Here is a 15267-nt window from a genome sequence, read left to right as displayed (position 1 = left end):
TACTGAGTAGCCATGGCGGGACAGAAGATCCGCATCCGGCTCAAGGCCTACGACCACGAGGTCATCGACTCCTCGGCGAAGAAGATCGTCGAGACGGTGATCCGTACTGGTGCGCAGGTCGCGGGCCCGGTGCCGCTGCCCACTGAGAAGAACGTGTACTGCGTCATCCGCTCGCCGCACAAGTACAAGGACTCGCGCGAGCACTTCGAGATGCGTACTCACAAGCGTCTGATCGACATCCTCGACCCCACGCCGAAGACGGTTGACTCGCTGATGCGTCTCGACCTGCCGGCGGGCGTCGACATCGAGATCAAGCTCTGAGAGGCGCACCGAAGATGGCTAAGCAGATTAAGGGCATCCTGGGCGAGAAGCTCGGCATGACCCAGGTCTGGGACGAGAACAACCGGGTCGTCCCGGTGACCGTCGTCAAGGCCGGGCCGAATGTCGTGACCCAGGTCCACACCGCCGACAGCCCGGCCGGCTACGACGCCGTCCAGATCGGCTTCGGCGAGATCGACCCCCGCAAGGTGAACAAGCCCCTCGCGGGCCACTTCGCCAAGGCCGGTGTCACCCCGCGCCGCCACCTGGTCGAGCTCCGTACCTCGGACGCGTCCGAGTACACCCTGGGCCAGGAGATCACCGCCGAGCTGTTCGAGGCGGGTGTCAAGGTCGACGTGACCGGCACCTCCAAGGGCAAGGGCTTCGCCGGTGTCATGAAGCGCCACAACTTCCGTGGTCTCGGCGCCGGTCACGGCACCCAGCGCAAGCACCGCTCGCCCGGCTCCATCGGTGGCTGCGCCACCCCGGGCCGTGTGTTCAAGGGCCTGCGCATGGCTGGTCGGATGGGCCACGAGCGTGTGACCACCCAGAACCTGACCGTGCACGCGGTCGACGCGGAGAAGGGTCTGCTGCTCATCAAGGGCGCCGTCCCGGGCCCGAACGGCGGCCTCGTCCTCGTCCGCACCGCGGCGAAGGGGCTGTGAGGAAATGAGCACCATTGACATCCTGTCGCCGGCTGGCGACAAGACCGGCAGCATCGAGCTGCCGGCCGAGATCTTCGACGCGAAGGTCAGCGTTCCGCTGATGCACCAGGTCGTCGTGGCGCAGCTCGCTGCGGCCCGTCAGGGCACCCACAAGACCAAGACTCGTGGCGAGGTCCGCGGTGGCGGCAAGAAGCCGTACCGCCAGAAGGGCACCGGCCGCGCCCGTCAGGGCTCGACCCGTGCGCCGCAGTTCGCCGGCGGTGGCGTCGTGCACGGTCCCGTGCCGCGCGACTACTCGCAGCGGACCCCGAAGAAGATGATCGCCGCCGCCCTGCGCGGTGCGCTCACCGACCGGGCCCGCCACAACCGCATTCACGTCGTGACCGGCGTGACCGCGACCGAGGCGCCGTCGACCAAGGCCGCCAAGAGCCTGTTCGGCAAGATCACCGAGCGCAAGAACGTCCTCCTGGTCGTCGAGCGCGCGGACGAGCTGGGCGTCAAGTCCGCTCGCAACCTGCCGAACGTGCACATCCTGGACGCCGGTCAGCTGAACACCTACGACGTGCTCGTCTCCGACGATGTGGTCTTCACCCAGGCCGCCTTCGAGCGTTTCGTGGCCGGTCCGGCCGCGTCCGCCAAGGCCGTTGCCGCTGAGGGCGAGCTCGAAGGGAGCGCCGCCTGATGAGCGACGTTACGAGCAAGACGTTCACGGACCCCCGTGACGTCCTGGTGAAGCCGGTCATCTCCGAGAAGAGCTACAGCCTTCTCGACGAGAACAAGTACACGTTCATCGTGTCGCCGGGCGCCAACAAGACCCAGATCAAGCAGGCCGTCGAGGCGGTCTTCTCGGTCAAGGTCGAGGCTGTCAACACGATCAACCGTCAGGGCAAGCGCAAGCGGTCCAAGACGGGCTTTGGCAAGCGCAAGGACACCAAGCGCGCCATCGTGACGCTGGCCGAGGGCAACCGCATCGACATCTTCGGTGGTCCGGTCTCCTGAACAGGGAGATCGTGATCGTCGATTAGGACGAGGACGAGAGAGCCAAATGGGCATCCGCAAGTACAAGCCGACTACGCCGGGCCGTCGTGGCTCCAGCGTGGCCGACTTCGTAGAAATCACGCGGTCCACGCCGGAGAAGTCGCTGGTTCGCCCCCTGCACAGCAAGGGCGGCCGTAACAACGCCGGTCGTATCACCGCTCGCCACCAGGGTGGCGGTCACAAGCGCGCCTACCGCGTGATCGACTTCCGTCGTCACGACAAGGACGGCGTGCCGGCCAAGGTCGCACACATCGAGTACGACCCGAACCGCACCGCGCGCATCGCGCTCCTGCACTACGCGGACGGCGAGAAGCGCTACATCATCGCGCCGCGCGGCATCACGCAGGGTGACCGGATCGAGAACGGCGCTGGCGCCGACATCAAGCCGGGCAACAACCTGCCGCTGCGCAACATCCCGGTCGGTACCACCATCCACGCGGTGGAGCTGCGTCCCGGTGGCGGTGCCAAGCTGGCCCGCTCCGCCGGTTCCGGCATCCAGCTGCTCGCCCGTGAGGGTCGCATGGCGCACCTGCGCATGCCCTCCGGTGAGATCCGCCTGGTCGACGCGCGCTGCCGCGCCACCGTCGGCGAGGTCGGCAACGCCGAGCAGTCGAACATCAACTGGGGCAAGGCCGGCCGCATGCGCTGGAAGGGCGTCCGCCCGACCGTGCGTGGTGTCGCCATGAACCCGATCGACCACCCGCACGGTGGTGGTGAGGGTAAGACCTCCGGTGGTCGCCACCCGGTCTCGCCGTGGGGTAAGCCCGAGGGCCGTACCCGTCGCCCGAACAAGGCGTCGGACAAGCTCATCGTGCGCCGCCGCAAGACCAACAAGAAGCGCTAGGAGCAGGTCAGATGCCGCGCAGTCTCAAGAAGGGCCCCTTCATCGACGGCCACCTCATCAAGAAGGTGGACGCTCAGAACGAGGCGGGTACCCAGAACGTCATCAAGACCTGGTCCCGTCGTTCCGTGATCTCCCCGAGCATGCTCGGTCACACGATCGCGGTCCACGATGGCCGCAAGCACGTCCCGGTGTTCGTCACCGAGTCGATGGTCGGCCACAAGCTCGGCGAGTTCGCTCCGACCCGTACCTTCCGTGGTCACGTGAAGGAAGACCGGAAGTCGAAGCGTCGCTAAGCGCCTGAGCTTAAGCGCCAGAACGACTCAATGACTTACTCCATTAAGGGGACAACCATGGAAGCCAGGGCACAGGCGCGGTACATCCGCGTGACGCCCATGAAGGCCCGCCGCGTGGTGGACCTCATCCGTGGCATGAATGCCACGGAGGCCCAGGCCGTCCTGCGTTTCGCTCCGCAGGCCGCCACCGTGCCGGTCGGCAAGGTGCTCGACAGCGCCATCGCCAACGCCGCGCACAACTACAACCACTCCAACGTGGACGACCTCTACATCTCCGAGGCGTACGTTGACGAGGGCCCGACCCTGAAGCGGTTCCGTCCGCGTGCCCAGGGCCGTGCCTACCGGATCCGCAAGCGGACCAGCCACATCACCGTGGTCGTCAGCAGCAAGGAAGGGACCCGGTAATGGGCCAGAAGGTTAACCCGCACGGGTTCCGCCTCGGCATCAGCACGGACTTCAAGTCCCGTTGGTACGCCGACAAGCTGTACAAGGACTACGTCAAGGAAGACGTCGCCATTCGTCGCATGATGACGAAGGGCATGGAGCGCGCCGGCATCTCCAAGGTCGAGATCGAGCGCACCCGCGACCGCGTCCGCGTTGACATCCACACCGCCCGTCCCGGCATCGTCATCGGTCGCCGTGGCACCGAGGCCGACCGCATCCGCGGCGACCTCGAGAAGCTGACCGGCAAGCAGGTCCAGCTGAACATCCTCGAGGTCAAGAACCCCGAGCTGGACGCCCAGCTCGTGGCTCAGGGCGTCGCGGAGCAGCTGTCCTCCCGCGTCTCCTTCCGTCGTGCCATGCGCAAGTCGATGCAGGGCACCATGAAGTCCGGCGCCAAGGGCATCAAGGTCCAGTGCTCCGGTCGTCTCGGCGGCGCCGAGATGAGCCGTTCGGAGTTCTACCGCGAGGGCCGTGTGCCGCTGCACACCCTGCGCGCGAACGTCGACTACGGCTTCTTCGAGGCCAAGACGACCTTCGGCCGCATCGGCGTGAAGGTCTGGATCTACAAGGGCGACGTCAAGAACATCGCCGAGGTCCGCGCTGAGAACGCCGCTGCCCGCTCGGGCAACCGCCCGGCCCGTCCCGAGGGTGGTCGTCCCGCCCGCGGTGGCGAGCGCCGTGGTGGCGAGCGCGGTGGCCGTGGCCGTCGTCCCGCCGCTGCCGAGGCCCCCGCGGCCCCGGCCGTCGAGGCTCCGGCTGCTGAGAACACCGGAACGGAGGCCTGACCCAAATGCTGATCCCCCGTCGGGTCAAGCACCGCAAGCAGCACCACCCGAAGCGCCGTGGCGCTTCCAAGGGTGGCACCGAGCTGGCGTTCGGCCAGTTCGGCATCCAGGCCGTGACCCCGGCCTACGTGACGAACCGTCAGATCGAGTCCGCTCGTATCGCGATCACCCGTCACATCCGTCGTGGTGGCAAGGTCTGGATCAACATCTACCCGGACCGCCCGCTCACCAAGAAGCCGGCCGAGACCCGCATGGGTTCCGGTAAGGGTTCGCCGGAGTGGTGGATCGCGAACGTGCACCCGGGTCGGGTCATGTTCGAGCTGTCGTACCCGAACGAGAAGGTTGCTCGCGAGGCGCTCACCCGCGCCGCGCACAAGCTGCCGATGAAGTGCCGGATCGTCCGGCGCGAGGACGGTGAGAGCTGATGTCGGCCGCTACCAAGGCTGCTGAGCTTCGCTCGCTGGACAACGAGGGTCTCGTTGCCAAGCTGCGCGAGGCCAAGGAGGAGCTGTTCAACCTCCGCTTCCAGGCGGCGACCGGGCAGCTCGACAACCACGGACGGCTCAAGCTCGTCCGCAAGGACATCGCGCGGATCTACACCCTGATGCGCGAGCGCGAGCTGGGCATCGAGACGGTGGAGAACGCCTGATGACTGAGAACACCAACGAGACGCGCGGTTTCCGCAAGACCCGTGAGGGTCTCGTCGTCAGCGACAAGATGGACAAGACCGTCGTCGTCGCCGTCGAGGACCGCGTCAAGCACGCTCTGTACGGCAAGGTCATCCGCCGTACGAACAAGCTGAAGGCGCACGACGAGCAGAACGCGTGCGGCGTGGGCGACCGGGTCCTCCTTGCGGAGACCCGCCCGCTGTCCGCGAGCAAGCGCTGGCGCGTCGTCGAGATCCTCGAGAAGGCCAAGTAACGAAGCCGATGAGGTACGGCCGTATGTGCAACGGGTCCCACAGGGACGCCGATGTGAGCAGCGGCCGGCCCGTCGACTCTCGTTGACGATCAGGAGAAAGCTGTGATCCAGCAGGAGTCGCGACTGCGTGTTGCCGACAACACTGGTGCCAAGGAGATCCTTTGCATCCGTGTTCTCGGTGGCTCCGGTCGCCGCTACGCCGGTATCGGGGACGTCATCGTCGCGACCGTCAAGGACGCGATCCCCGGTGGTTCGGTGAAGAAGGGCGACGTCGTCAAGTGCGTCGTCGTCCGCACCGTCAAGGAGCGCCGTCGTCCGGATGGCTCGTACATCCGCTTCGACGAGAACGCCGCTGTCGTGCTGAAGAACACCGAGGGTGACCCCCGTGGCACCCGCATCTTCGGCCCCGTGGGCCGCGAGCTGCGCGACAAGAAGTTCATGAAGATCATCTCGCTGGCGCCGGAGGTGCTCTAACCCATGGCGAACAGCATGAAGATCAAGAAGGGTGACCTGGTTCAGGTCATCACCGGCAAGGACAAGGGCAAGCAGGGCAAGGTCATCCAGGCCCTCCCCGCCGAGAACAAGGTCCTGGTCGAGGGTGTGAACCGGGTCAAGAAGCACACCAAGCCGGGTCCGGGCACTCAGGGTGGCATCGTCACCGTCGAGGCCCCGGTGCACGTCTCCAACGTCCAGCTGGTCGTGGAGAAGGACGGCAAGAAGGTCGTCACCCGCGTTGGCTACCGCTTCGACGACGAGGGCAACAAGATCCGCGTTGCCAAGCGAACCGGTGAGGACATCTGATGTCTGAGACGACTGTTGAGAAGGTGGCCCCCCGCCTCAAGGAGCGTTACAACTCCGAGATCAAGGGCCAGCTGAACGAGCAGTTCAAGTACGAGAACGTCATGCTGATCCCCGGCCTGGTCAAGGTCGTGGTCAACATGGGTGTCGGCGAGGCTGCCCGTGACAGCAAGCTGATCGAGGGCGCGATCCGCGACCTGACCGCCATCACCGGTCAGAAGCCGGCCGTGACCAAGGCTCGTAAGTCCATCGCGCAGTTCAAGCTGCGCGAGGGCCAGCCGATCGGCACCCACGTCACCCTCCGTGGTGACCGCATGTGGGAGTTCCTGGACCGTCTGGTCTCGCTGGCTCTGCCGCGAATCCGTGACTTCCGTGGTCTCTCCCCGAAGCAGTTCGACGGCCGTGGCAACTACACCTTCGGTCTGACCGAGCAGGTTATGTTCCACGAGATCGACCAGGACAAGGTCGACCGTCAGCGCGGTATGGACATCACCGTCGTGACCACCGCTCAGACCGACGACGAGGGCCGGGCGCTCCTGCGCGCTCTGGGCTTCCCGTTCAAGGAGGCGTGAGCCAATGGCGAAGAAGTCCCTCATCGCGAAGGCCGAGCGCAAGCCGAAGTTCGGCGTCCGGGCCTACACCCGGTGCCAGCGCTGCGGCCGTCCGCACTCGGTGTACCGCAAGTTCGGCCTCTGCCGTGTCTGCCTCCGTGAGATGGCGCACCGCGGCGAGCTGCCGGGCGTGACCAAGAGCTCCTGGTAATCCAGGCGCTTTAGGCACACAGCGAAGCAGAGGTGCCCGATCCCACACCGGCCCGTTTGGGCCTGCCGTACGGCTTCCCGTAAGGTAGTGGGGTCGGGCCCCCTGCCACGGCTTCCCCATGGATGCCCGTGGTCCTCTTCTGGGAGGGCTCGCACCCAGTCTTACTACGTCGTAGGTCCCCTGCGCTTGTGCCCCTGCCGAACTCGGAAGAGTGCGGAAGGGGGACCTGGTGCGGAGAAACCACGGCGAGAGAGGCCTGAGGCCATCATGACCATGACCGACCCCATCGCAGACATGCTCACGCGTCTGCGTAACGCGAACTCGGCGTACCACGACTCTGTCGCGATGCCGTCGAGCAAGATCAAGGCGCACGTCGCCGAGATCCTGCAGCAGGAGGGGTACATCTCCTCCTACAAGGTTGAGGACCCCGCCGAGGGCGAGGTCGGCAAGAAGCTGACCATCGAGCTCAAGTTCGGCCCCAACCGTGAGCGCTCCATCGCCGGCATCAAGCGCATCAGCAAGCCGGGTCTGCGTGTTTACGCAAAGTCCACCAACCTGCCGAAGGTGCTCGGCGGCCTGGGCGTGGCGATCATCTCCACGTCCTCCGGCCTCCTGACCGACAAGCAGGCCGCCAAGAAGGGCGTAGGCGGAGAAGTTCTCGCCTACGTCTGGTAATTCGGGAAACGGAGGTACAGCAATGTCGCGCATTGGACGGCTGCCCATCCAGGTCCCCGCTGGCGTGGACGTCACCATCGATGGCCAGGCGGTCTCGGTGAAGGGCCCGAAGGGCTCCCTCACCCACGTCGTCGCCGAGCCCATCGCAATCGGCAAGGGCGAGGACGGCACCGTGCTCGTCACCCGCCCGAACGACGAGCGTCGCTCGAAGGCCCTGCACGGCCTGACCCGCACGCTGGTGGCGAACATGATCACCGGCGTGACCGCGGGCTACCGCAAGTCGCTGGAGATCAGCGGTGTTGGTTACCGCGTCGCGGCGAAGGGCTCCGACATGGAGTTCTCGCTCGGCTACAGCCACCCGATCCTGGTCGCCGCGCCGGAGGGCATCTCCTTCGTCGTCGAGTCGCCCACCAAGTTCCACGTGGACGGCATCGACAAGCAGAAGGTCGGCGAGGTCGCCGCGAACATCCGCAAGCTGCGCAAGCCCGACCCGTACAAGGCCAAGGGCGTCAAGTACGCGGGCGAGGTCATCCGCCGCAAGGTCGGAAAGAGTGGTAAGTAAGCGATGAGCGTCTCTGTCAAGATCGGCAAGGGCAACGCCTACAAGAGCGCCGCTCGCAAGCGCCGCGCGATCCGCGTTCGCAAGCGCGTCGTCGGCACCGAGGTGCGTCCGCGTCTCGTCGTGACGCGCTCGAACCGTCACATGGTCGCCCAGGTCATCGACGACGCCAAGGGTCACACCCTGGCGTCGGCGTCCACCCTCGACGTGTCCATCAAGGGCGCCGAGGGCGACAAGACCGAGCTGGCCAAGAAGGTCGGGAGCCTGGTCGCCGAGCGCGCCAAGGCCGCCGGCATCGAGTCGGTCGTCTTCGACCGCGCGGGCAACCGGTACGCCGGCCGCATCGCCGCCCTGGCGGACGCGGGCCCGCGAGGCCGGGCTCGACTTCTAAGCCGCTCGTCGACTCTGTCGGCGGACGTAATCGAGAGAGGTAATTCCAATGGCTGGACCCCAGCGCCGCGGTAGCGGCGCCGGCGGCGGCACCGGTGGCGAGCGGCGCGACCGTAAGCGCGACGACCGGGGCAACGCCCCCGCCGTCGAGAAGACCGCTTACGTCGAGCGCGTCGTTGCGATCAACCGTGTCGCCAAGGTTGTCAAGGGTGGTCGTCGTTTCAGCTTCACCGCGCTGGTCGTGGTGGGCGATGGCGACGGCACCGTGGGTGTCGGTTACGGGAAGGCGAAGGAGGTTCCGGCCGCCATCGCCAAGGGCGTTGAGGAGGCCAAGAAGAACTTCTTCAAGGTTCCCCGTATCCAGGGCACCGTCCCGCACCCGATCCAGGGTGAGAAGGCCGCCGGCGTCGTGCTGCTGAAGCCCGCCGCCCCCGGTACCGGTGTTATCGCCGGTGGTCCGGTGCGTGCCGTCCTGGAGTGCGCCGGCATCCACGACATCCTGTCGAAGTCGCTCGGCTCCGACAACGCGATCAACATCGTGCACGCCACCGTGGCTGCTCTGAAGGGCCTCGTCCGCCCCGAGGAGATCGCCGCCCGTCGTGGCCTGCCGCTGGAGGACGTGGCCCCCGCCGCTCTGCTGCGGGCGCGTGCTGCTGGGGTGAGCGCCTGATGGCTCGCCTGAAGATCACGCAGACCAAGTCGTACATCGGCAGCAAGCAGAACCACCGTGACACCCTGCGTTCGCTTGGCCTCAAGCGCATGCACGACGTCGTGGTGAAGGAGGACCGTCCCGAGATCCGCGGGATGGCCCACACGGTCCGTCACCTGGTGACGGTTGAGGAGGTGGACTGATCATGGCCGACCAGCCGATCAAGATCCACAACCTGCGTCCCGCCCCGGGTGCCAAGACCGACAAGATCCGTGTGGGTCGTGGTGAGGGCTCCAAGGGTAAGACCGCCGGTCGTGGTACCAAGGGCACCAAGGCCCGCTACCAGGTTCCGCAGCGCTTCGAGGGTGGCCAGATGCCGCTCCACATGCGTCTGCCGAAGCTGAAGGGCTTCAAGAACCCGTTCAAGATCACGTTCCAGGTCGTCAACCTCGACAAGCTGGCCGAGCTCTACCCGCAGGGTGGCGAGGTCACGGTCGAGGACCTGGTCGCCAAGGGCGCGGTTCGCAAGAACTCCCTCGTCAAGGTGCTCGGCACCGGCGAGATCTCGGTCGCGCTGCAGGTGACGGTCGACGCCGTCTCCGGCTCCGCCGCCGAGAAGATCACCGCCGCCGGCGGTACGGTCACCGAGCTCGTCTGAGCCCGCTGACCTGGTTGCTCCGGGCCCCGCATCTCCTTCGGGAGGTGCGGGGCCCGTGCTTTTCCGGCAGTCGCCCGCGGGCCGAAATCAGGCCGCGCCGGCCGTCGTTCTTTTGTGTGGCAAAACCGGGCATCCCGTACCCCGTGAGTGGGGGAGCGGCCGTACGCGCTTCTTCCGAGTGGCCGCGCACTGTTAGAGTCCGTGGAGTTCCCTTGTAGGCTGCGCGTAGGCTCGCCTGTGCCGTCTGTACGGGAGCCCGAACCGCAAACTCCCCAATCAGGACCGACCCTCCCGCCGACGACGCGCGGGAGGCGCAGGAGGCACCGTGCTCAGTGCGTTCGCGCGGGCGTTCCAGACGCCCGACCTGCGCAAGAAGCTGCTGTTCACGCTGGGCATCATGGTGCTGTTCCGGCTGGGCTCGCACATCCCGCTCCCGGGCGTGAGCTTCACGGCGGTGAACGAGTGTGTGAAGGAGACCAAGAACAGTGGTCTCTTCGGGCTCGTCAACCTGTTCAGCGGTGGAGCGCTGCTCCAGCTGACGATCTTCGCCCTCGGCATCATGCCGTACATCACGGCGAGCATCATCCTCCAGCTCCTCACCGTCGTCATCCCGCGACTCGAGGCGCTGAAGAAGGAGGGCCAGGCCGGTACGGCGAAGATCACCCAGTACACCCGGTACCTGACCATCGCGCTCGCCGTGCTCCAGGGCACCGGCATCGTGGCGACGGCCTCCAGCGGCGCGCTGTTCTCCGGCTGCCCGCTGGCCAACCAGATCGTGCCGGACACCCACGTGTTCCGGATCGCCGTCATGGTGCTGACCATGACCGCCGGCACCACCGTGATCATGTGGCTGGGCGAGCTGATCACCGACCGCGGCATCGGCAACGGCATGTCGCTGCTGATCTTCACCTCGATCGCGGCGCAGTTCCCCTCCAACATGTGGGCGATCAAGCAGTCGGGCACCATCGGCGGCGGCTGGGTCGAGTTCCTGTCCGTGGTCGCGGTCGGCGTCATCGTTGTGATGCTGGTCATCTTCGTCGAGCAGGCCCAGCGCCGGATCCCGGTCCAGTACGCGAAGCGGATGATCGGCCGCCGGGCGTTCGGCGGCACCTCGACCTACATCCCGCTCAAGGTGAACCAGGCCGGTGTCATCCCGGTCATCTTCGCCTCGTCGCTGCTGTACATCCCGGCCCTGGTGGTCCAGCTGACCAACAGCCAGGCGGGTTGGGCGACCTGGATCCGGACGAACTTCGTCAAGGGTGACCACCCGATCTACATGGCCACCTACTTCCTGCTGATCGTCTTCTTCGCCTTCTTCTACGTCGCCATCTCCTTCAACCCCGAAGAAGTTGCCGACAATATGAAGAAGTATGGTGGGTTCATCCCGGGCATCCGGGCCGGCCGGCCGACGGCCGAGTACCTGAACTACGTGCTCACCCGAATCACGTGGCCGGGTTCGCTCTACCTGGGCCTGATCGCGTTGATCCCGATGATCGCCCTGGTCGCCTTCGGACAGCAGACCAACTTCCCGTTCGGCGGCACCAGCGTGCTCATCGTCGTCGGCGTCGGACTCGAAACTGTGAAGCAGATCGAGAGCCAGCTCCAGCAGCGCAATTACGAAGGGTTCCTCCGCTGATGCGTATCGTCCTCGTCGGTCCTCCCGGGGCTGGGAAGGGTACTCAGGCGCACCTGCTCGCCAAGACCCTGTCCATTCCCCACATCTCCACCGGCGACCTGTTCCGTGCCAACATCGGTCAGGGCACCCCGCTGGGGCTCGAGGCCAAGAGCTACATGGACGCGGGTCGCCTGGTGCCGGACGAGGTCACCATCGGGATGGCCAAGGACCGGATGCTGCAGCCGGACGCCGCGAAGGGCTTCCTGCTCGACGGCTTCCCGCGCAACCTCGGCCAGGCCAAGGCGCTGGACGAGTTCCTCGCGGAGCAGGGCATCGTGCTCGACGGCGTGCTGGACCTGGAGGTCCCCGAGGACGAGGTGGTCCGCCGGATCGCCGGCCGCCGCCTGTGCCGCAACGACGGCGGCCACGTCTACCACGTGGACTACAACCCGCCGAAGGTCTCGGGCGTCTGCGACGAGTGCGGCGGCGAGCTGTACCAGCGCTCGGACGACACCGAGGAGAAGGTGCGCACGCGCCTGGAGGTCTACCACACGGAGACCGAGCCGATCATCGACTACTACGTCCAGCAGGGCCTGGTGGCGACGATCTCGGCCCTCGGCAAGGTGGACGAGGTCACCCAGCGCGCGATCGAGGCGCTGAAGCAGGACAACTGAGTTTCCCGGCGTCGTCCGTACGGCCGCGCTCCCCGCTCGGGGCAGCGCGGCCGTACGGCGTCGTACGGTGGTAGGCAGTGGCAAACGGAACGTGGAAGGCGTGACCAGATGGTGGAGATCAAGACCCCCGAGCAGATCGCGAAGATGCGAGCGGCCGGGCTGGTCGTCGCCGAGGCGCTGAAGGCCTGCCGGGAGGCGGTGGCTCCGGGTGTGACCACCCAGGAGCTGAACGACATCGCGGACAAGGTGATCACCGACCACGGCGCCACGTCCAACTTCCGCGCCCACCACGGCGGCCTCTGGTTCCCGGGCGTGATCTGCGCCTCGGTGAACAACGAGGTCGTGCACGGCATCCCCGGCGACCGGGTGCTCCAGGAGGGCGACCTCATCTCGATCGACTGCGGCGCGATCCTGGACGGTTGGCACGGCGACGCGGCGATCACCGTCGCGGTCGGCGAGGTCCGCCCGGAGGTCGAGATGCTGAGCCGGGTCACCGAGGGCTCGATGTGGGCCGGCATCGCCCAGATGAAGAAGAGCAACCGCCTGGTCGACGTCTCCAAGGCGATCGAGAGCTTCATCCGCCGCCAGCCGCTGCCGCCGAAGGGCAAGTGGGGCATCACCGAGGGCTACGGCGGCCACGGCATCGGCACCGCGATGCACATGGAGCCGCACGTGCTGAACTACGTCGAGCGCGGCCGCGGCAAGGGCCCGAAGCTGATCCCCGGCACCGTGCTGGCGATCGAGCCGATGGTCTCGCTGGGCACCCCGCACACCACCGTGCTGGACGACGAGTGGACGGTCGTCACCAACGACGGCACCTGGGCCTCGCACTGGGAGCACTCGGTGGCCGTGACCGAGCAGGGCCCGCTGGTCCTGACCGCGTTCGACGGTGGCAAGGCGGAGCTCGCGAAGCTCGGCATCACCGCGGCTCCGGACCCGCTCGGCTAGTCGCTGGAGCGAGCGCGCAGGGCGGCCGACCGCCGCTACTGACAAGGGATCAGGGCCCCGGGGTTTGGAACCCCGGGGCCTTTGTCCTATTTTTATCGGCCAGTAGTGGCTACCAGTGGCCGTCGAGCGAGCAGGAGAGAGCAAGTGCTCAAGGGATTCCGCGACTTCATGATGCGCGGCAACGTCGTCGACATGGCCGTCGGCGTGGTCATCGGTGCCGCGTTCACCGGGGTGGTGAACGGCTTCGTGTCCGCCTTCCTCACCCCGCTGGTCGGCGTGGTGGTCGGCGCGGCCGGCGACTTCAGCTCGTACAAGGCGACGGCCGCCGGGGTCACCTTCCCGTACGGCCAGTTCCTCAACGTCGTGATCGCGTTCCTCATGACCGCCGCGGTGCTCTACTTCTGCGTCGTCCTGCCGGTCGCCAAGGCCACCGAGCGCTACCTGCCGAAGAAGCTGACGACCCCGAAGCGCCCCTGCCCGGAGTGCCTCACCGAGATCCCCGAGACCGCCCGCCGCTGCTCGGCCTGCACCGCCCCCGTCGAGCCGCTGACGGCCTCCGCCGGAGTGTGACGCCTACCGCCTTCCGGGCCCCGGTTTTGGCCCATCGGACGCGCTGGCGTAGGATGGACCGTCGGCTCACTCGTAGCGTGCTTCAGCACGCCCTCTTCCCTTCGGGGCTGGGGTGAACCCAGGTTCGCACGAGCGTTCCGCATACGGTAGCCGGTCCCGGAAGGTGGATCTCGCAGTTCATGGCTAAGAAGCAAGGCGCCATTGAGATCGAGGGCACCGTGATCGAGTCTCTTCCGAACGCGATGTTCAAGGTCGAGCTGCAGAACGGTCACAAGGTCCTCGCGCACATCAGTGGCAAGATGCGCATGCACTACATCCGCATCCTGCCGGACGACCGGGTCGTCGTGGAGCTCAGCCCCTACGACCTCACGCGTGGCCGGATCGTCTACCGCTACAAGTAAGCAACACGCCAGATCTAGACCCGGAGAACCTGAAGCATGAAGGTCAAGCCGAGCGTCAAGAAGATCTGCGACAAGTGCAAGGTGATCCGCCGTCACGGCCGGGTCATGGTGATCTGCGACAACCTGCGCCACAAGCAGCGCCAGGGCTGATCTCTCTCCCGCATTTCTCGTAGTACTTCGCGCGACGCGAAAACGTCATAAGCGGGCTACCCGATCCGTCCCTGTGCAAGGGCGGACTGCCGCCCCCGGTCAGAGGCCGGGGCTCCTCCTCAACGTCCGTAGGACCGAGAGATGCCGGAGTAGGTAGCACGCAAGACCTCTGAAGAACCACAGGAGCCTTGAATGGCACGCCTCGCCGGCGTTGATCTCCCCCGTGAGAAGCGGATCGAGATCGCCCTCACCTACGTGTACGGCATCGGCCGTACCCGCGCCCAGCAGACCCTCGCCGAGACCGGCGTCAACCCGGATGTCCGCGTTCGCGACATCTCCGAGGAAGACCTGGTCAAGCTGAGCCAGTACATCGACGCCAACTACACGGTCGAGGGTGACCTCCGCCGTGAGGTGGCCGCCGACATCCGCCGCAAGGTCGAGATCGGCTGCTACGAGGGTCTGCGTCACCGCCGTGGCCTGCCGGTCCGTGGCCAGCGCACCCACACCAACGCGCGTACCCGCAAGGGCCCGCGTCGCGCGATCGCCGGCAAGAAGAAGCCGGGCAAGAAGTAGTCCGTCCCGTAACCGGACATCCCTCCGGCCCGCGGGTCAGCGGACCGACCACCTCAGTAGGAGAACAGACTTATGCCCCCCAAGGGTCGTCAGGCTGCCGGCGCGAAGAAGATCCGCCGCAAGGAAAAGAAGAACGTCGCTCACGGCCACGCGCACATCAAGAGCACGTTCAACAACACCATCGTTTCGATCACCGACCCCGCGGGCAACGTGATCTCCTGGGCCTCCGCCGGCCACGTCGGCTTCAAGGGCTCGCGCAAGTCCACCCCGTTCGCCGCGCAGATGGCCGCCGAGGCCGCTGCCCGTCGCGCGCAGGAGCACGGCATGCGCAAGGTTGACGTCTTCGTGAAGGGTCCGGGCTCCGGCCGCGAGACCGCGATCCGTTCGCTCCAGGCCACCGGCCTCGAGGTCGGCTCGATCCAGGACGTCACCCCCACCCCGCACAACGGCTGCCGTCCGCCGAAGCGCCGCCGCGTCTGACGCAGCGCCTTCGGGCAGCTAGGTCCTGGCTCAAAACCTCGTACGGGGTCCCGCACA

The 15267-nt window shown here is 66.6% G+C and carries 28 protein-coding genes and 1 pseudogene; all 29 read left to right on the top strand.

The genetic code is table 11. The features are described 5' to 3' along the window. The first annotated feature begins 12 nt into the window (after positions 1 to 12). The 29 genes and pseudogenes from rpsJ (at position 13) to rpsK (ending at position 15210) form a co-directional block, all read left to right on the top strand. Entirely contained in the window at positions 13 to 321 is a 309-nt protein-coding gene (gene rpsJ / locus F7Q99_RS10430) for a 30S ribosomal protein S10 (protein ID WP_012785157.1), read from the top strand. A 14-nt stretch (positions 322 to 335) separates the two neighbouring features. Further along, positions 336 to 983, top strand: coding sequence for a 50S ribosomal protein L3 (rplC, locus tag F7Q99_RS10425; RefSeq protein WP_153460994.1), 648 nt, complete (start codon positions 336 to 338; stop codon positions 981 to 983). Between the two features lie 4 nt (positions 984 to 987). Next, positions 988 to 1665 carry a 50S ribosomal protein L4 gene (rplD, locus tag F7Q99_RS10420; RefSeq protein WP_153460993.1) on the top strand — a complete coding sequence of 226 codons (678 nt, stop codon included), beginning with the start codon at positions 988 to 990 and terminating at the stop codon, positions 1663 to 1665. Further along, positions 1665 to 1982 (top strand): 50S ribosomal protein L23, encoded by a 318-nt coding sequence (gene rplW / locus F7Q99_RS10415; protein ID WP_030280768.1) that lies wholly within the window; start codon positions 1665 to 1667, stop codon positions 1980 to 1982. The genes rplD and rplW overlap by 1 nt, the downstream gene beginning before the upstream one ends. A gap of 46 nt (positions 1983 to 2028) precedes the next feature. Beyond that, entirely contained in the window at positions 2029 to 2865 is an 837-nt protein-coding gene (rplB, locus tag F7Q99_RS10410; RefSeq protein ID WP_153460992.1) for a 50S ribosomal protein L2, read from the top strand. A gap of 11 nt (positions 2866 to 2876) precedes the next feature. Further along, positions 2877 to 3158: a 30S ribosomal protein S19 gene (gene rpsS / locus F7Q99_RS10405; RefSeq protein WP_030280772.1), complete on the top strand. Its 282-nt coding sequence runs from the start codon at positions 2877 to 2879 to the stop codon at positions 3156 to 3158. A gap of 57 nt (positions 3159 to 3215) precedes the next feature. Continuing rightward, positions 3216 to 3563, top strand: coding sequence for a 50S ribosomal protein L22 (gene rplV, locus F7Q99_RS10400; protein WP_030280773.1), 348 nt, complete (start codon positions 3216 to 3218; stop codon positions 3561 to 3563). After that, positions 3563 to 4387, top strand: a complete 825-nt coding sequence (rpsC, locus tag F7Q99_RS10395) for a 30S ribosomal protein S3 (RefSeq protein WP_097237487.1) — start codon at positions 3563 to 3565, stop codon at positions 4385 to 4387. Before rplV ends, rpsC begins: the two co-directional genes overlap by 1 nt. Before the next feature lie 5 nt (positions 4388 to 4392). Beyond that, positions 4393 to 4812, top strand: coding sequence for a 50S ribosomal protein L16 (rplP, locus tag F7Q99_RS10390; RefSeq protein ID WP_030300385.1), 420 nt, complete (start codon positions 4393 to 4395; stop codon positions 4810 to 4812). Beyond that, positions 4812 to 5036 carry a 50S ribosomal protein L29 gene (gene rpmC, locus F7Q99_RS10385; protein WP_030232478.1) on the top strand — a complete coding sequence of 75 codons (225 nt, stop codon included), beginning with the start codon at positions 4812 to 4814 and terminating at the stop codon, positions 5034 to 5036. Before rplP ends, rpmC begins: the two co-directional genes overlap by 1 nt. Continuing rightward, positions 5036 to 5308, top strand: a complete 273-nt coding sequence (gene rpsQ, locus F7Q99_RS10380; protein WP_153460991.1) for a 30S ribosomal protein S17 — start codon at positions 5036 to 5038, stop codon at positions 5306 to 5308. Before rpmC ends, rpsQ begins: the two co-directional genes overlap by 1 nt. A 102-nt stretch (positions 5309 to 5410) precedes the next feature. After that, a complete protein-coding gene (rplN, locus tag F7Q99_RS10375; RefSeq protein WP_030232481.1) occupies positions 5411 to 5782 on the top strand; it encodes a 50S ribosomal protein L14 in 372 nt (123 codons plus the stop codon). A 15-nt stretch (positions 5783 to 5797) separates the two neighbouring features. Beyond that, positions 5798 to 6109, top strand: a complete 312-nt coding sequence (gene rplX / locus F7Q99_RS10370; RefSeq protein ID WP_100892787.1) for a 50S ribosomal protein L24 — start codon at positions 5798 to 5800, stop codon at positions 6107 to 6109. Next, positions 6109 to 6678, top strand: a complete 570-nt coding sequence (gene rplE, locus F7Q99_RS10365; RefSeq protein ID WP_153460990.1) for a 50S ribosomal protein L5 — start codon at positions 6109 to 6111, stop codon at positions 6676 to 6678. The genes rplX and rplE overlap by 1 nt, the downstream gene beginning before the upstream one ends. A gap of 4 nt (positions 6679 to 6682) precedes the next feature. Further along, positions 6683 to 6868, top strand: coding sequence for a type Z 30S ribosomal protein S14 (locus F7Q99_RS10360; RefSeq protein WP_030393303.1), 186 nt, complete (start codon positions 6683 to 6685; stop codon positions 6866 to 6868). A gap of 267 nt (positions 6869 to 7135) precedes the next feature. Next, entirely contained in the window at positions 7136 to 7543 is a 408-nt protein-coding gene (gene rpsH / locus F7Q99_RS10355) for a 30S ribosomal protein S8 (RefSeq protein ID WP_153460989.1), read from the top strand. A 22-nt stretch (positions 7544 to 7565) separates the two neighbouring features. Further along, complete coding sequence (gene rplF, locus F7Q99_RS10350; RefSeq protein ID WP_153460988.1) at positions 7566 to 8105, top strand: 50S ribosomal protein L6; 540 nt, start codon at positions 7566 to 7568, stop codon at positions 8103 to 8105. Between the two features lie 3 nt (positions 8106 to 8108). Next, positions 8109 to 8493: pseudogene (gene rplR / locus F7Q99_RS10345) on the top strand (50S ribosomal protein L18). Positions 8494 to 8541: 48 nt separating this feature from the next. Beyond that, complete coding sequence (rpsE, locus tag F7Q99_RS10340) at positions 8542 to 9162, top strand: 30S ribosomal protein S5 (protein ID WP_153460986.1); 621 nt, start codon at positions 8542 to 8544, stop codon at positions 9160 to 9162. Next, positions 9162 to 9344 (top strand): 50S ribosomal protein L30, encoded by a 183-nt coding sequence (gene rpmD / locus F7Q99_RS10335; RefSeq protein WP_030055835.1) that lies wholly within the window; start codon positions 9162 to 9164, stop codon positions 9342 to 9344. The genes rpsE and rpmD overlap by 1 nt, the downstream gene beginning before the upstream one ends. Positions 9345 to 9346: 2 nt before the next feature. Next, the gene (rplO, locus tag F7Q99_RS10330) at positions 9347 to 9799 is read left to right on the top strand and encodes a 50S ribosomal protein L15 (RefSeq protein ID WP_153460985.1); all 453 of its coding nucleotides are present in this window, start codon (positions 9347 to 9349) and stop codon (positions 9797 to 9799) included. A gap of 325 nt (positions 9800 to 10124) precedes the next feature. Continuing rightward, entirely contained in the window at positions 10125 to 11435 is a 1311-nt protein-coding gene (gene secY, locus F7Q99_RS10325) for a preprotein translocase subunit SecY (protein ID WP_326846502.1), read from the top strand. After that, positions 11435 to 12088 (top strand): adenylate kinase, encoded by a 654-nt coding sequence (locus F7Q99_RS10320; RefSeq protein WP_153460983.1) that lies wholly within the window; start codon positions 11435 to 11437, stop codon positions 12086 to 12088. The genes secY and F7Q99_RS10320 overlap by 1 nt, the downstream gene beginning before the upstream one ends. Before the next feature lie 108 nt (positions 12089 to 12196). Beyond that, positions 12197 to 13036, top strand: a complete 840-nt coding sequence (gene map / locus F7Q99_RS10315; protein ID WP_153460982.1) for a type I methionyl aminopeptidase — start codon at positions 12197 to 12199, stop codon at positions 13034 to 13036. A 144-nt stretch (positions 13037 to 13180) separates the two neighbouring features. After that, positions 13181 to 13606, top strand: a complete 426-nt coding sequence (gene mscL / locus F7Q99_RS10310; protein WP_326846501.1) for a large conductance mechanosensitive channel protein MscL — start codon at positions 13181 to 13183, stop codon at positions 13604 to 13606. A 179-nt stretch (positions 13607 to 13785) separates the two neighbouring features. Beyond that, complete coding sequence (gene infA, locus F7Q99_RS10305; RefSeq protein WP_003956442.1) at positions 13786 to 14007, top strand: translation initiation factor IF-1; 222 nt, start codon at positions 13786 to 13788, stop codon at positions 14005 to 14007. Between the two features lie 36 nt (positions 14008 to 14043). Then, a complete protein-coding gene (gene rpmJ, locus F7Q99_RS10300) occupies positions 14044 to 14157 on the top strand; it encodes a 50S ribosomal protein L36 (protein WP_003956441.1) in 114 nt (37 codons plus the stop codon). A 192-nt stretch (positions 14158 to 14349) separates the two neighbouring features. After that, positions 14350 to 14730, top strand: coding sequence for a 30S ribosomal protein S13 (gene rpsM, locus F7Q99_RS10295; RefSeq protein ID WP_097237495.1), 381 nt, complete (start codon positions 14350 to 14352; stop codon positions 14728 to 14730). A gap of 72 nt (positions 14731 to 14802) precedes the next feature. Further along, complete coding sequence (gene rpsK, locus F7Q99_RS10290; RefSeq protein WP_030232513.1) at positions 14803 to 15210, top strand: 30S ribosomal protein S11; 408 nt, start codon at positions 14803 to 14805, stop codon at positions 15208 to 15210. The last annotated feature ends 57 nt before the right edge of the window (positions 15211 to 15267 follow it).

The organism is Streptomyces kaniharaensis, from assembly GCF_009569385.1.
Classification (GTDB): Bacteria; Actinomycetota; Actinomycetes; order Streptomycetales; family Streptomycetaceae; genus Kitasatospora; species Kitasatospora kaniharaensis.
This window is presented reverse-complemented; position numbering and strand designations above follow the sequence as displayed.

What these genes read in the sequence shown, in the direction of transcription:
- rpsJ (WP_012785157.1), top strand. Translation starts at nt 13, where the DNA reads ATGGCGGGACAGAAGATCCGCATCCGGCTCAAGGCCTACGACCACGAG.
- rplC (WP_153460994.1), top strand. Translation starts at nt 336, where the DNA reads ATGGCTAAGCAGATTAAGGGCATCCTGGGCGAGAAGCTCGGCATGACC.
- rplD (WP_153460993.1), top strand. Translation starts at nt 988, where the DNA reads ATGAGCACCATTGACATCCTGTCGCCGGCTGGCGACAAGACCGGCAGC.
- rplW (WP_030280768.1), top strand. Translation starts at nt 1,665, where the DNA reads ATGAGCGACGTTACGAGCAAGACGTTCACGGACCCCCGTGACGTCCTG.
- rplB (WP_153460992.1), top strand. Translation starts at nt 2,029, where the DNA reads ATGGGCATCCGCAAGTACAAGCCGACTACGCCGGGCCGTCGTGGCTCC.
- rpsS (WP_030280772.1), top strand. Translation starts at nt 2,877, where the DNA reads ATGCCGCGCAGTCTCAAGAAGGGCCCCTTCATCGACGGCCACCTCATC.
- rplV (WP_030280773.1), top strand. Translation starts at nt 3,216, where the DNA reads ATGGAAGCCAGGGCACAGGCGCGGTACATCCGCGTGACGCCCATGAAG.
- rpsC (WP_097237487.1), top strand. Translation starts at nt 3,563, where the DNA reads ATGGGCCAGAAGGTTAACCCGCACGGGTTCCGCCTCGGCATCAGCACG.
- rplP (WP_030300385.1), top strand. Translation starts at nt 4,393, where the DNA reads ATGCTGATCCCCCGTCGGGTCAAGCACCGCAAGCAGCACCACCCGAAG.
- rpmC (WP_030232478.1), top strand. Translation starts at nt 4,812, where the DNA reads ATGTCGGCCGCTACCAAGGCTGCTGAGCTTCGCTCGCTGGACAACGAG.
- rpsQ (WP_153460991.1), top strand. Translation starts at nt 5,036, where the DNA reads ATGACTGAGAACACCAACGAGACGCGCGGTTTCCGCAAGACCCGTGAG.
- rplX (WP_100892787.1), top strand. Translation starts at nt 5,798, where the DNA reads ATGAAGATCAAGAAGGGTGACCTGGTTCAGGTCATCACCGGCAAGGAC.
- rplE (WP_153460990.1), top strand. Translation starts at nt 6,109, where the DNA reads ATGTCTGAGACGACTGTTGAGAAGGTGGCCCCCCGCCTCAAGGAGCGT.
- F7Q99_RS10360 (WP_030393303.1), top strand. Translation starts at nt 6,683, where the DNA reads ATGGCGAAGAAGTCCCTCATCGCGAAGGCCGAGCGCAAGCCGAAGTTC.
- rpsH (WP_153460989.1), top strand. Translation starts at nt 7,136, where the DNA reads ATGACCATGACCGACCCCATCGCAGACATGCTCACGCGTCTGCGTAAC.
- rplF (WP_153460988.1), top strand. Translation starts at nt 7,566, where the DNA reads ATGTCGCGCATTGGACGGCTGCCCATCCAGGTCCCCGCTGGCGTGGAC.
- rpsE (WP_153460986.1), top strand. Translation starts at nt 8,542, where the DNA reads ATGGCTGGACCCCAGCGCCGCGGTAGCGGCGCCGGCGGCGGCACCGGT.
- rpmD (WP_030055835.1), top strand. Translation starts at nt 9,162, where the DNA reads ATGGCTCGCCTGAAGATCACGCAGACCAAGTCGTACATCGGCAGCAAG.
- rplO (WP_153460985.1), top strand. Translation starts at nt 9,347, where the DNA reads ATGGCCGACCAGCCGATCAAGATCCACAACCTGCGTCCCGCCCCGGGT.
- F7Q99_RS10320 (WP_153460983.1), top strand. Translation starts at nt 11,435, where the DNA reads ATGCGTATCGTCCTCGTCGGTCCTCCCGGGGCTGGGAAGGGTACTCAG.
- map (WP_153460982.1), top strand. Translation starts at nt 12,197, where the DNA reads ATGGTGGAGATCAAGACCCCCGAGCAGATCGCGAAGATGCGAGCGGCC.
- infA (WP_003956442.1), top strand. Translation starts at nt 13,786, where the DNA reads ATGGCTAAGAAGCAAGGCGCCATTGAGATCGAGGGCACCGTGATCGAG.
- rpmJ (WP_003956441.1), top strand. Translation starts at nt 14,044, where the DNA reads ATGAAGGTCAAGCCGAGCGTCAAGAAGATCTGCGACAAGTGCAAGGTG.
- rpsM (WP_097237495.1), top strand. Translation starts at nt 14,350, where the DNA reads ATGGCACGCCTCGCCGGCGTTGATCTCCCCCGTGAGAAGCGGATCGAG.
- rpsK (WP_030232513.1), top strand. Translation starts at nt 14,803, where the DNA reads ATGCCCCCCAAGGGTCGTCAGGCTGCCGGCGCGAAGAAGATCCGCCGC.